The sequence below is a fragment of the Methylobacter sp. BlB1 genome (genome assembly GCF_015476545.1).
Lineage (GTDB): Bacteria > Pseudomonadota > Gammaproteobacteria > Methylococcales > Methylomonadaceae > Methylobacter.
Genome location: NZ_JADMKV010000004.1, coordinates 115,267 through 127,629, shown reverse-complemented (window position 1 = coordinate 127,629; position 12,363 = coordinate 115,267). Strand labels below are relative to the sequence as shown.

Here is a 12,363-nt window from a genome sequence, read left to right as displayed (position 1 = left end):
CTACAAGCATAACTCTAAACCGATAATAGATCTCCAGGCAAAGATAAATAATGACTGATTTATCGACACAGTTACCGATGCTGGGCTGGCGCGAATGGGTGGCGCTGCCAGAGCTGAATATCGGACAGATCAAGGCTAAAATCGACACCGGCGCCCGTTCATCGGCCCTGCATGCTTTCACTATAGACCCTTATCGAAAAGGCGGGCAGCGCTGGGTCATGTTCGCCATTCATCCCAGTCAGCTCAGAACCGACGTGGTGGTTGAATGTCATGCGCCGGTCAAAGACCGTCGGCTGGTTTCGGATTCGGGCGGGCATAAGCAGTTGCGCTACGTCATAGAGACCGAGCTTGTGCTGGGGCGTTCGCTGATCAGGGCCGAGATGACGCTGACCAATCGCGACAGTATGCGCTTTCGCATGCTGCTCGGGCGTACCGCGATGAATAGGCGCTTTGTTATCGACCCCAGTTCATCCTATCTGCAGGGAAAGCCGGAACTCTGCCGGGATGATAGCTTGCTGGAACTCGCTGATAAGTGACCGGTATGGCGATAGCGACCATGGAGGTCCTTGGCGGTGATCTTATTGTGATAGCCAGCGGCTGCATTCAAGATGATGCGGGCCCGATGCACCAAACTATGCGGCAGTTGCCGACTGCGAACTATGGCTTCCGGTGTCGATTGTTGGCCTGTTGTCAAAATGAAGGGTATTTTTAATGAGTTGATCAAAATCATTATAAATTTTATCCAGTCCGTCATTATTACGATTCATGCCCTGTCGCTCAGGCTTCTTTAAATTTAGGAGGCGCTATGTCAGTAGGAACAATTTGTAATCGTGAAGTGGTCATCACCGAAAAAGAGTCCTCTGTCTCGGAGGCCGCAAAACTTATGCGCGATTATCATGTCGGTAATGTGATCGTCGCCGAAAACCGTAACGGCTTGAATTATCCGATAGGCATGGTAACCGACAGGGACATCGTAATTAAGCTCATCGCCAAGGATATCGATATCGATGCCGTTGATGTCGGCATCATTATGGCTGAAGATCTTGTCGTGGCCAGAGAGAATGACGATCTGATCGACACTGTCAAAAAAATGTGCAGCAAAGGCATTCGGCGTCTGCCTGTGGTTGATGCGGGGGGCGCCCTGATCGGTATTTTGGCCATGGACGATCTTATCGATCTGTTTGCCGAGCAATTGAGGGATCTGGCCGGCTTGATCAGAAAAGAATTGCTTTGTGAAAAAAATCTCAGACCATAACTATTATTTTCGTGTCAGGCGTTTTTGCAGCCAGTCATCGATAACGGACAGGATATGCTCGCGCAACGGCGGGGACGAAAAAAGCTGCTCGTGGTGGCTGATGCCGGCTAGCAGGACGAGCCGGTTGTCAGGATGATTCGATCGTGTAGCGGCTGCGAAATCAGTGCTCCCCCAAGCCGGCGTGATGGGATCGTTTTCGGAATAAATAAGCAGGTAAGGGGCGTCGAATCGATCCATTTGGCGCCTGAACTGGATAATTTCCTTTTCAATCGCCAGCACATAACGGAGCACGGACTGCCGTATTATGTATTTATCATTCTTCAGTTTTTGTTTTTCCTCTTCAGAATCAGTCAGATAATCCCTTACCCAATCCGGTGCGGTCGGTGAAAACAGGTTGCGCATGCCCGGCAGTGAAAATAATTCAATTATGCCATCTTGCAGCGGCACGCTGATCACGGCCAGAAGTTGGTTGAAAAGCATGAGAGGTAATGCTTCGTCTTGTGGATTCAGAAAATGTTCATGCGTATGAAAAGTAAACCGGACTATCGGGTTTTGGAACCAGCCGCGCCAGCCGGGTACTTCGGTTACAGAAAAGGCCGGAGCGCTGAGCACAACGCCTTTCACTCGATCCCTTAATGCCTTGTTTTCAGCTTGCAGCAGATAGGATGAGACAACCAGCGAGCTCATGCTGTGGGACAAAATAAATATGGGCAACGGTTTATCGCCAGGGATGGCGTGTATGCCGCAAGCCAGTCGGGAACTGGCGCGGCTATGGCATTGATCGGACAGGTAATGCAGAGCAGATGCCAGATCGTTGCGCATGGGTTGCAGGTCCCGGAATTGGGCCTGCTCGAGATAGGCATGACTGGCATCATAAGCCGCCGCACCGGCAGTGATGCTTTCATGGGCTTGTGATAATACCGGATTGCTCAGCCCGTGAGCCGTCAGGTCCAGGCCAACAACTATAAAACGGTCGGCGAAGTGTTCGGCTATACGCCCATAGCGGCCGATATGTTCATTCATGCCGTGCACGATCAGCAGGCAGCCTTGAGCGGCATCCGGCGCGGCCGGTCTCAGGATCTGCATGCTCCGCCAGGCATCATTTCCCTCCACCTTCAGGTAGACTGGTTGCCCCCAGAAAGGATAAGGCGCCGTGACTGTCTGCTGGCGCGAGCAGGCGCACAACAACAGGCATATTGAGAGGCAAAAAAGGGCTTGTAGGTTGGGTTGGCAAACCCAGCATGGGGAGCCTCGAATGCTGGGTTTACCAACCCCGCCTACAGTTGATATAGCCGCCTTAAGAATGTATCTGCGCATCAGTTTATTAACGCTGATAAGTACCGATCAATTCCGTCTGGCCGATGATATGACCGGCCATCGCCTTCTCAAGCTGGGCTTTGTCAGGCCAATGCATATCCGGCAGTTCTATATCCAGGGCATACAGCTTATGAAAATAACGGTGCCGGCCTTTGGGCGGGCAAGGTCCGCCGTAACCGGTGCGTTTCCAGTCATTCTTGCCTTGCAGCGTGCTGGTCGGCAAGGCGCTTGGAGCGACACCTTGCGGCAATTCGGAAGCTGTCGGCGGGATGTTGTAAAGCACCCAGTGAACCCAAGTCATTTTAGGCGCGGCCGGGTCGGGTGCATCGGGGTCGTCGACGATTAATGCTAGCGACTTGGTGTTTGGCGGAATGTCCGACCAGGCCAGTGCCGGTGAAACATCAGCGCCATCGCATGTAGATTGCTTGGGGATTTCGCCCTGATGGTTAAAATCGGGAGACTTCAGCGTCATGGTCATGGACTGTCCTCCTTCAGCCGGAAAGGCCGGAATGGTATAAAAACAGCAAGTCAAAAAAATCGAGCTTATAGAGACGGCTCTATTGATCGCCTTCATGGGTCACCTCGTTTTCTGTTGATGGCATAGTATCGGCGGCGCTGTTCAAATGCCGCCATGAGACGAATCAATAAACCCGCCATTTCAGGTTGGCGGCAACTCTAGGAAGATCTGGTACTCTTAAGGTCATCTACAAATTTTTTGCCATACTAAAACGGCAGAGGTATTGCATGAACAATGAATCAGACGAAAAGCGTCATGAGCCAACCAGGGAAGGTGATGCCCTTCATCCGCCGCTGATCCAGTCATTATGCAAGGCCGATGCCTATCCGCATGCGGTTGCCTCGATCAGGCTGGTTGAAACGCATATTTCCTGGTTATTGCTGACAGGGGACTATGTGTACAAAGTCAAAAAGCCGGTTGATTTCGGTTTTCTGGATTTTTCAACACTGGAGCGGCGGCGATTTTGCTGTGAGGAGGAGATAAGACTTAATCGCCGTCTGGCGCCGGAACTGTATCTCGATGTTGTTGCTATAACAGGAACGCCGGAGCATCCGCAGCTGGCCGGCACAGGCCAGGCCTTCGAATATGCCGTCAGGATGGTGCAGTTTCCTGCCGGGCAACTGCTGAGCGAGCGGGCTGCGGACGGGAGGCTCAAGGCCGATGAGATCGATCAGACAGCCCGGCTGATTGCCGAGTTTCATGAATCCGTTGAACGGGCAGATGAAGACTCCGCTTATGGCGACAGTGAGGTGATTCAAAAATGGTTTATAGAGAACCTCGACACGGTCAAGTCGTTGCTGGCCGATGAGCGACAATTGCGCCAGCTTGAATTGATCCAGGCATGGGGCGATGCGCAATGGCGCTGCAAGGCCAGCCTGATGCAAGTGCGCAAGCGGCAGGGTTATGTGCGCGAATGCCACGGCGATCTGCACCTGAACAATATTACCCTGATCGACGGCAAGGTCACGCCGTTCGATTGCATTGAGTTCAATCCGACACTGCGCTGGATCGACGTCATGAGCGAGATAGCCTTTTTGTTCATTGATCTGCTGCATGCCGGGCATGAACGTCTGGCTTATCGTTTTCTCAATCATTATCTGCATTACACGGGCGATTATTCCGGCCTGGCGCTGTTGCGTTACTATCTGGTTTATCGCGCCATGGTGCGCGCTAAAGTGACGATGCTGCGGATGGCGCAGCAGCGCAATGATGAGGCCGTTTGCCTGCAGGCACTTGCCGAGTATGCCGTTTATGCGGATCTGGCCGAGCGCTTTACTAAAGAGGGCAAGGCCGCATTGATCATTACCCATGGCTATTCCGGATCGGGAAAGTCCACGCTGGCCAGTCAGTTGGTTGAGCGGCTGGGCGCGATACAGATCCGTTCCGATATCGAGCGCAAGAGGCTGTTCGGTTACCGGATGCTGGAGGCGACTGATAGCGGCGTCGATCAGGGCCTTTATACGCAAGAGGCGGGGCGCCGGACTTTCCAGCGTCTGTCCGAACTGGCTAAAGCCGTGATCGAAGCGGGCTTTACGGTGATTGTCGACGCGACCTTTATCCAAGCTTCACTGCGTGAGCAATTTCGAAATCTGGCAAGTGATTGCGGCGTACCATTTCTGATTATTGATTTTAAAGCCTCCGAGCAGGAATTATACAGGCGCATAGAACAGCGGCGGCAATTGATGAATGACGCGTCCGAAGCGACTTTGGACGTGCTGAAAAAGCAGCTTGTGTCGGCGCAGCCGCTGTCTGCCGATGAACTGAATTGCACGATAACCATGGATACCGAGATGAGTAATGCGCTGGATCAGCTATTTGATGAGGTAAATAACATTCTGCCGCCTTGATGGCGGCCGAGCATACATCGGGTTGGGCGATAGGTATCCTTTTAAGCATCTCATCCCCAAAATCATCATAGGTCTAATGGTTTATTGGATGTAGAATAAAGCTAATAACTATTATAAAAATGCGTCGTTATTTATGACAACCCAACCCCCATTTGTGAATTCAAGTTTCTTTCGAGACGGTTTCAAGCGTTTTCTGCCCAATTCTCAAGCAATTGCGTTGGCAGTTATTTTAATCGTCAGCTTTGTGCTGATTTATTCATTATCCGGTTTGTTGATGCCGGTTTTCGCTTCCATTGTATTGGCTTACTTGCTTGAAGGACTGGTCAGTAAGGCTGAGAGTATGCATGTGCCGCGGCTGCCGGCGGTCTATCTGGTGTTTTCCGGATTCATGGCATGTTTGGGATTTTTGCTGTTCTATTTGATGCCGATAGTGTCACAGCAGGCCGTAGAGCTTGTTCAGCATATTCCACTGATCATCAACCAGGTGCAGGATGGCATCATGCGCCTGCCTGAAAGGTATCCGCAATTCATTTCGGAACATAGAGTTAGGGAAATGATGCTTGTCGTTCAGCGGGAACTGTTGACGTATGGTCAGAATATGCTGTCGATGTCGGCCGCGTCTGTGATGAGTCTGGTCAGTGCCATGGTTTATCTGTTTCTGGTGCCGCTAATGGTTTTTTTCTTTTTAAAGGATAAAAAAGTGCTGGTGGACTGGCTATTGCAGTTCATGCCTAGGGATCGGCATTTAACCGAGAGCGTATGGCAGGAGGTCGACATACAGATAGGCAATTATATACGTGGAAAATTTGCCGAAGTTTTTATTCTGTGGTCGGCCAGTTATGTTACGTTTTCTACGATGGGCCTGAATTACGCCATGTTGCTGGCTGTGCTGATGGGCTTGTCGGTCATTATTCCGTATGTAGGCGCTACGCTGGTGACTTTTCCGGTCTTGGGCGTGGCTTACTTTCAATGGGGACTGGCTGGCGATGACTTTATGTATGTCGTGGTAGTCTATTCAGTCATTCAGGCATTGGATGGCGTGTTTCTTGTGCCGTTCTTATTTTCCGAAGCGGTTAATTTACATCCGATAGCGATTATCGTGGCGATCCTGTTTTTTGGCGGCTTATGGGGGTTCTGGGGCGTATTTTTCGCAATTCCGCTGGCCACAGTCGTTAAAGCCGTGCTGACGGCTTGGCCGCGCCTTGGCGATAACAGCGACAATAACGTTTACTAAAATTCAGGATCAAAGCGAATTTATTCATTCGCCTTGATCCCTTCTGCCGGCTTTACAATATATCCGATGCGTAATCGGCCAGACGCGAGCGTTCGCCCCGGCGCAGGGTGATGTGCGCACCATGCGGCCAGGTTTTGAAGCGGTCCACCACATAGGTTAATCCGGACGTGGTCGCGGTTAAGTAGGGCGTATCTATTTGTCCAAGATTGCCGACACAGACAATTTTTGTGCCGGGGCCTGCGCGCGTTATAAGGGTTTTCATCTGCTTGGAGGTCAGGTTCTGCGCCTCGTCTATAATCAGGAAGCGGTTCAGGAATGTTCGGCCGCGCATGAAGTTTAGCGATCTGATCTTGACCCGGTTCATGATCATATTCGTGGATGCGCCTTGTTCCCATTCAGTTTGCCCGGAGCGGCTGCCGAGCAGTTCAAGGTTATCGATCAATGCCCCCATCCACGGCGCCATTTTTTCTTCTTCGGTGCCCGGCAGGAAGCCGATATCTTCGCCGACCGGAATGGTTTCGCGCGTCATGACGATTTCATGATAGGCTTTGTGCTCTATGGTCATGGTCAGGCCCGCGGCTAAAGCCAGTAAGGTTTTGCCGGTGCCTGCCGTGCCCAACAAGGTGACAAAATCGATGTCCGGGTCCAGCAATACATTAAGGGCGAAGTTCTGTTCGCGGTTTCTTGCCGTAATGCCCCAGACATTATTGTGTTTGGAACGATAGTCTCTCGCCAGTTCCAATACGGCCACCTGACCTTCCACGGATCTGACGATGGCTTCAAAATTGGATTCATCTTCTATATATAAGTACTGATTGGGGTACCATTCGGCGACCAGCGGATTTTCCAGTTTATAAAAAGTGCGGTCTCTTTCCTGCCAGGACTCCATTTTCGCGCCATGCAGTTCCCAGAAATTGCTGTCCAGTGCCTTGACGCCACTGTATAACAGGTCGATGTCTTCCAGTGTTTGGTCGTTATGGTAATCCTCGGCGGGCAGTTCCAAAGTCGCTGCCTTGATGCGCATATTGATGTCTTTGGAGACCAGAATGACTTTCGTGTCGGGCAATTCTCTTTTGAGCGCCAAAACAATACGCAGGATAGAGTTATCGGCGATATTGCCGGGCATGCTGTCCGGCAACAGTGCCGTCATGGCGCTGGTTTGGAAATACAGGCGTCCCTGGCTTTCAACGCCTTCCGCCAAGCCATGTTCTATGCGCGATAAGGGCAGGCCGTCATTGATAGTTTGCGGGCTGGCATCGCGGATCAGTTCATCCAGGAAGCGGCTGACCTGTCTGACGTTGCGGGCAACTTCGGTCAGGCCTTTCTTGGAATGATCCAGTTCTTCCAGTACGATCATCGGGATGAAAATATCGTGCTCCTGAAAGCGAAAGATGGCGGTCGGATCGTGCATCAGCACATTGGTATCTAAAACAAATAACTTTTTGTCCGGCGATGTTTGAATATTCATTGCTGATTTCCTGTGAGTTCCATCAATGTTTGCAACACTTCTTCTATGTGTGTTTTGACTTTTACTTTGCGCCATTCACGGGCAAGCAGTCCTTGCGGATCAATAAGGAAAGTGCTGCGCTCGATACCGCGAACCTCCTTGCCGTAAAGGGTTTTCATTTTTATGACATCAAACAATCGGCAAAGTGCTTCATCTTGATCCGATAGCAGGTCAAAAGGGAATGCCTGCTTGCATTTAAAACCCTCGTGGACGCGGAGGGTGTCGCGCGATACGCCTACTACGACCGCATTGAAGGCATTGAATTTTTGGATATTGTCGCGGAAATGCTGGCCTTCCTGTGTGCAGCCCGGCGTGTTGTCTTTAGGGTAAAAATAAAGGACAACATAGTTGCCGCGATAGTCCGATAATTTGAAAGTTTTTCCGCCGGTAGACGGAACCTCAAAATCAGGCACAGGATGGCCTATGCTGAGTGTCGTCATTTCAGGGCCTATCGTTTTATGGGTTCAAGGATTGAATCAATGTTTAACTGATCGCAGAAGTCCAGGAATTCCTCGCGCAGCGATAGCAGGTGCAGATGCGGCGGGATCAGTATGACAAATTTGGTGGAGAATACGGAGGTTTGAATATAGGGCGCCTGATAGCAACTGCCGGATATTTCCTCAATGCTGATATCGCGGTCAAAAAGGAAAGTCGTAATGGATTCCATTACATTGTCGCGGTCAAGCGATATGGTTTCTAACGAATAAGGTACGTAATCACAGCTTTTTTCTTTGTTTTCCAGGCGTAATTTATGAATTTGAATCTCAAGGCGCTTCTGGATGGTGTCTAATGAACTTTCGAGTTTGGCAATGTAGTTCCAGTTTCCTTGAACAAGCATATAGGCGGCTGTAGACTGGGCCAGGCGGGAAGATCTTATCTCGAGAATATTGCATTTACAGTCGCGTATGGCGGGTAATATTTCTGCAATAAAATTAATCTGGTTGTCGCCTAAAGCAGTGATAGCTAGTTGCATATTGTTCTTATAAAGTTTTATTTGAAAGTTTAACATCAAATGAGCGAAACTTTATGAACATTAAGTTTTATTGACCTTAAAATAAAGAAATTTTTTTTCAAATCGGCAAGCATCGATACTGATTCAGATTTTATGGTTATCTTTATCCCCACCAAAGGACGTGAATATGGCAGATCCAGCAAATAATAACCGCAAAAACAGCCTTAATGACTTTTATGATGAGTTAGATGCCATGCTGGATAAAGTAAAGTCTTCTCAGGTTTCATCAAATGACCGGGAAGACGAAGAGGATGCCATTGACAGATTGCTTCTGGCAGAGGATTTCGATTCAGAGGCGTTGTATCAGGCAGACGACAATGACGATCCTCAGATTGACGATATTGATTTGTCGGACGAAGCTGACGAGTTTGGCGATGATTTGCTTGCTGAAGAACAGGAAGAATACGCCTCATTTGTCGATATCATCATCGATGATGAAACAAGCGCTTCAAATGAAGAAATGCCGGATGAAATCGAGAGTTTTTTCGAGATTAATGACTCTGAAGAACAGGCGTTTGAGGCTTCCGGTCATCAGGCGGTTAAGACTGGGGATCAAAGTGGGTATGAGGAAGCATTATTTGAAGACTACAGGGATAACAATATTCTTTTTAATAATTTTAATGCGCCTTCCGGTCGGGACGATTTGGATGATGAGGAACTTTTCGGTCTAAAAAATCGGCCTGATGTTGATAAAATCCGTACTGCCGCTCAGGATGAAGTCTTGGCTGGAATAAGGCCGAGGCGCGGTGACGATGGCCGGTTTGAATCTGATAATGCTGACATGACAGCATCGAGTGCATCCAATTCCGATCAGGATTCCATTAGCCTGCTTCAGAAGATGCTGAAGGCTGAATTAGAAAGCAAAATTCAAAGCATAAGAGTTTACGCTTATATCGCCATGGTTTTGGGCGGTGCTGCATTGATGGCTGCAATTGGGTTCGGCTTAATAGCCCATGATGCGAAAAAGGAGGCATCAAGGCTAAACGAACTCGTTAGTACGCTTGGAACGGCTTCTGTACAAAGTTCCGATAATGAGCTGAACGATATCAAGGCCGCTATTGAACAGTTGAACCAGAGAGTCGATGACATCATGGCGCAGTTGTCGAGCAAGGCGCCATTATCAGCGGAAACAGAGATAAATGAGCTTACTGAAGATGTAGCGGAAAAAGAGAAAGCGCAAGATCTGCTTAAAGACTTGCAAGCCAGGCTGGCCGTTATGGAAAGCAAAGCGCTGGCGGTGCAAGCCGCCAAACCGAAAGCTATGAGAACTGAAACCATAAAACCGGCTGTTGAAGAAATCAGCAAGCCAGTGTCCGCTTCTGCAAAGACGAAAAAAACCAAACCTCAAAAAGGCGCATCAGGAAAAGATAATGCAACAGCCGACTGGTCCGTCAATCTGATCGCTTATAGGCAAGAAGGGTACGCCAAAAGCAAAGCGGCTGAATTTGGCAAAAAAGGCGTTCCTGTTGACGTAGTTGATGTCAAAGTGGGCAGGGATACCTGGTACAGGCTATGTGTAGGAGGTTTTAAGAATAGGAATGAGGCGGCCTTGTACGCCGCGAAAGTCAAGAAGACCCTTAAGCTGAGTTCGGTCTGGGTAGGCAATACTCAGAGTTAAAGTTTAAAATACTGGCCTAGAAGAGCATGAGCAGGCAAAAACTTGTTGTCGCTATTTCATCCAGAGCCTTATTTAACCTGGATGATTCCCATGCGATATTCCAGACGCAGGGAAAGGACGCTTTCTGCCGTTATCAGGTCGAGCATGAAGATGAAGTATTGGCTCCCGGCTATGGATTTTCTCTGGTTCAGAAATTCCTGTCTATTAATGAACGTTGTCTTGATGAACCGCTCGTTGAAATCATCCTGGTATCGCAAAACAGCGCCGATACGGGATTGAGAATCTTCAATTCAATCGCCCATTACGGGTTGAATATCACCCGCGCCGCATTTACCAGCGGCATTTCGCCTTACAACTATATTTCAGCATTCGGTGCGCATTTGTTTTTGTCGGCCAATTCCGACGATGTCGCCAAGGCGCTTGAAGCCGGCTTTGCTGCCGCTACAATACTCTGCGGCCCGTCCTCGATTACTTCGTCTGGTCAGTTGCGCATTGCGTTTGACGGCGATTCCGTTTTATTTTCCGATGAATCGGAGCGTATTTATCAACAGCAGGGGCTGCAGGTATTTGCCGAGAACGAGCGCAAAGCGGCTAAAACGCCTTTGCCGGGCGGGCCTTTTAAAGAGTTTCTTGCCGCTTTGCATTACATTCAGTCGCAGTTCGATCCGCAATCATCGCCGATCAGGACGGCATTGGTGACTGCACGCTCGGCCCCGGCTCATGAGCGCGTGGTCAGAACGTTAAGACTCTGGGGCATCCGTATTGACGAAGCGCTGTTTTTGGGCGGCATGGCCAAAGGGCCTTTCCTGAAAGCCTTTGGGGCCGATATTTTCTTCGACGATCAGAAAAAACATTGCGAATCTGCTGCCCAGCATGTGGCCGCGGCGCATGTGCCGCATGGCATTGTCAATCAAACGCTGGCGGATTAGCGCCAGCTTGCCGGCGCTGCAATAAAGACCGGGCCGTTAGCAGCCGCTGGCGTCATCAAACACGTATTGCTTGGACGTCATGCCGGCTACTTCCTTGACCAGTTTAGGCACAAGATAGCCGGGGAGGGCGGCCTGGACTTGCCGCATCAGCGCCAGCGCATCCTGTTCGGAGACTTCAAAGTGCCCCGTTCCGTTCGCTTTATCGAGCAGGTGCAGGTAGTAAGGAATGATGCCGTGGCTGAATAAGCGCTCACTCAGTTCGCATAGCTGTTTTGCCGTATCATTGACGCCTTTCAGCAATACCGACTGATTAAATAGGGTAATGCCGCTGTTTCTGAGCGCCGTACAGGCGGCAATGACGCGCTCATTGATTTCGTTGGCATGATTGCAATGCACGACCAGAACAATCTGCGCGGGACTTTGTGTCAGCGCGTCGAGCAATTCGTTCGTTATGCGGGCGGGCAGAACGATGGGTAGCCGGCTGTGTATTCGGATGCGTTTTAAATGCCGGATGCGGCTCAGTTGTTGGATGAGTCCGGTCAAGCGGGCGTCATTGAGTATTAATGGATCACCGCCGCTTAAAATGACTTCCGAGATGGCGGGGTCTTCCTCTATATACCGGATAGCGGCATCTTCCTTCTGTTTGCTGAGTTGCAGGTCGGCATAAGGAAAGTTTCTGCGGAAACAATACCTGCAATTGATGGCGCAGCTGCCTGTATTGATGAGCAAAATGCGGCCTTGATACTTGTGCAGTACGCTGGCTCCGGTTGCCGCCCGGAGATCGCCGACAGGATCATTGCTGAAGCCCGGGTAAGCAAGCAGCTCATCATTGACCGGCAATACCTGCCTGAGCAAAGGGTCGTGAGGATTGCCTTTTTCCATGCTGGCGGCGAAATTAAGCGGAACACGCAAAGGAAAACGCTTGCCAGCCGCTGATGAGACCGGTAAATCATCCGGCGATAAATGCAGATAACGGCATAATTCTTCAATGCTATTAAAGGCTTCAGCAAGTTGTTGCTGCCAATTTAGATTAAAGTGCTCTGTCTCGGTTCGTCGTTCTAACATGAAATGGGTTATTTAGAGTTTCTATCAGTTGGGGCCATCTATTATAATGGTTAAATTTTAAT

At 49.8% G+C, this 12,363-nt stretch carries 12 protein-coding genes; 6 read left to right on the top strand and 6 right to left on the bottom strand.

What is annotated here, in order from left to right; genetic code table 11:
* The first annotated feature begins 50 nt into the window (after positions 1-50).
* Positions 51-536 carry an ATP-dependent zinc protease gene (locus IT781_RS03340; RefSeq protein ID WP_194968713.1) on the top strand — a complete coding sequence of 162 codons (486 nt, stop codon included), beginning with the start codon at positions 51-53 and terminating at the stop codon, positions 534-536.
* A 269-nt stretch (positions 537-805) separates the two neighbouring features.
* Entirely contained in the window at positions 806-1,255 is a 450-nt protein-coding gene (locus tag IT781_RS03335; protein ID WP_194968712.1) for a CBS domain-containing protein, read from the top strand.
* A 3-nt stretch (positions 1,256-1,258) separates the two neighbouring features.
* Here IT781_RS03335 and IT781_RS03330 read toward each other — a convergent pair whose 3' ends face one another.
* On the bottom strand, positions 1,259-2,341 hold the full coding sequence (locus IT781_RS03330) for a serine aminopeptidase domain-containing protein (RefSeq protein ID WP_228778878.1): 1,083 nt from the start codon (positions 2,339-2,341) through the stop codon (positions 1,259-1,261).
* A gap of 238 nt (positions 2,342-2,579) precedes the next feature.
* Complete coding sequence (locus tag IT781_RS03325) at positions 2,580-3,146, bottom strand: YbhB/YbcL family Raf kinase inhibitor-like protein (RefSeq protein ID WP_194968710.1); 567 nt, start codon at positions 3,144-3,146, stop codon at positions 2,580-2,582.
* 170 nt (positions 3,147-3,316) lie between these two features.
* On the opposite strand from IT781_RS03325, the gene IT781_RS03320 reads away from it, so the two are divergent.
* Positions 3,317-4,936 carry a bifunctional aminoglycoside phosphotransferase/ATP-binding protein gene (locus IT781_RS03320; protein ID WP_194968709.1) on the top strand — a complete coding sequence of 540 codons (1,620 nt, stop codon included), beginning with the start codon at positions 3,317-3,319 and terminating at the stop codon, positions 4,934-4,936.
* A gap of 133 nt (positions 4,937-5,069) precedes the next feature.
* Entirely contained in the window at positions 5,070-6,170 is a 1,101-nt protein-coding gene (locus tag IT781_RS03315) for an AI-2E family transporter (RefSeq protein WP_194968708.1), read from the top strand.
* 52 nt (positions 6,171-6,222) lie between these two features.
* Here the strand turns inward: IT781_RS03315 and IT781_RS03310 are convergent, their stop codons facing one another.
* Genes IT781_RS03310 through IT781_RS03300 form a run of 3 tightly spaced genes read right to left on the bottom strand, consistent with a single transcriptional unit; the run spans position 6,223 to position 8,686 of the window.
* On the bottom strand, positions 6,223-7,638 hold the full coding sequence (locus IT781_RS03310; protein ID WP_194968707.1) for a PhoH family protein: 1,416 nt from the start codon (positions 7,636-7,638) through the stop codon (positions 6,223-6,225).
* Entirely contained in the window at positions 7,635-8,117 is a 483-nt protein-coding gene (locus IT781_RS03305; RefSeq protein ID WP_194968706.1) for a peroxiredoxin, read from the bottom strand. The genes IT781_RS03310 and IT781_RS03305 overlap by 4 nt, the downstream gene beginning before the upstream one ends.
* Positions 8,118-8,125: 8 nt before the next feature.
* Positions 8,126-8,686, bottom strand: a complete 561-nt coding sequence (locus IT781_RS03300; protein WP_228778877.1) for a glycine cleavage system protein R — start codon at positions 8,684-8,686, stop codon at positions 8,126-8,128.
* 130 nt (positions 8,687-8,816) lie between these two features.
* Here IT781_RS03300 and IT781_RS03295 point away from each other — a divergent pair, with 130 nt between their 5' ends.
* Positions 8,817-10,307 carry an SPOR domain-containing protein gene (locus IT781_RS03295; RefSeq protein WP_194968705.1) on the top strand — a complete coding sequence of 497 codons (1,491 nt, stop codon included), beginning with the start codon at positions 8,817-8,819 and terminating at the stop codon, positions 10,305-10,307.
* 26 nt (positions 10,308-10,333) lie between these two features.
* Positions 10,334-11,236 carry a 5'-nucleotidase gene (locus IT781_RS03290; protein WP_194968704.1) on the top strand — a complete coding sequence of 301 codons (903 nt, stop codon included), beginning with the start codon at positions 10,334-10,336 and terminating at the stop codon, positions 11,234-11,236.
* Positions 11,237-11,272: 36 nt separating this feature from the next.
* Here the strand turns inward: IT781_RS03290 and epmB are convergent, their stop codons facing one another.
* Positions 11,273-12,301: an EF-P beta-lysylation protein EpmB gene (gene epmB / locus IT781_RS03285; protein ID WP_194968703.1), complete on the bottom strand. Its 1,029-nt coding sequence runs from the start codon at positions 12,299-12,301 to the stop codon at positions 11,273-11,275.
* Between the last annotated feature and the right edge of the window lie 62 nt (positions 12,302-12,363).

Excerpts from the sequence above, each read along its gene's own strand:
- IT781_RS03300 (WP_228778877.1), bottom strand. The coding sequence starts at position 8,686 with ATGTTAAACTTTCAAATAAAACTTTATAAGAACAATATGCAACTAGCT.
- IT781_RS03290 (WP_194968704.1), top strand. The coding sequence starts at position 10,334 with ATGAGCAGGCAAAAACTTGTTGTCGCTATTTCATCCAGAGCCTTATTT.
- epmB (WP_194968703.1), bottom strand. The coding sequence starts at position 12,301 with ATGTTAGAACGACGAACCGAGACAGAGCACTTTAATCTAAATTGGCAG.
- IT781_RS03320 (WP_194968709.1), top strand. The coding sequence starts at position 3,317 with ATGAACAATGAATCAGACGAAAAGCGTCATGAGCCAACCAGGGAAGGT.
- IT781_RS03315 (WP_194968708.1), top strand. The coding sequence starts at position 5,070 with ATGACAACCCAACCCCCATTTGTGAATTCAAGTTTCTTTCGAGACGGT.
- IT781_RS03330 (WP_228778878.1), bottom strand. The coding sequence starts at position 2,341 with ATGCAGATCCTGAGACCGGCCGCGCCGGATGCCGCTCAAGGCTGCCTG.
- IT781_RS03295 (WP_194968705.1), top strand. The coding sequence starts at position 8,817 with ATGGCAGATCCAGCAAATAATAACCGCAAAAACAGCCTTAATGACTTT.
- IT781_RS03335 (WP_194968712.1), top strand. The coding sequence starts at position 806 with ATGTCAGTAGGAACAATTTGTAATCGTGAAGTGGTCATCACCGAAAAA.
- IT781_RS03310 (WP_194968707.1), bottom strand. The coding sequence starts at position 7,638 with ATGAATATTCAAACATCGCCGGACAAAAAGTTATTTGTTTTAGATACC.
- IT781_RS03305 (WP_194968706.1), bottom strand. The coding sequence starts at position 8,117 with ATGACGACACTCAGCATAGGCCATCCTGTGCCTGATTTTGAGGTTCCG.
- IT781_RS03340 (WP_194968713.1), top strand. The coding sequence starts at position 51 with ATGACTGATTTATCGACACAGTTACCGATGCTGGGCTGGCGCGAATGG.
- IT781_RS03325 (WP_194968710.1), bottom strand. The coding sequence starts at position 3,146 with ATGAAGGCGATCAATAGAGCCGTCTCTATAAGCTCGATTTTTTTGACT.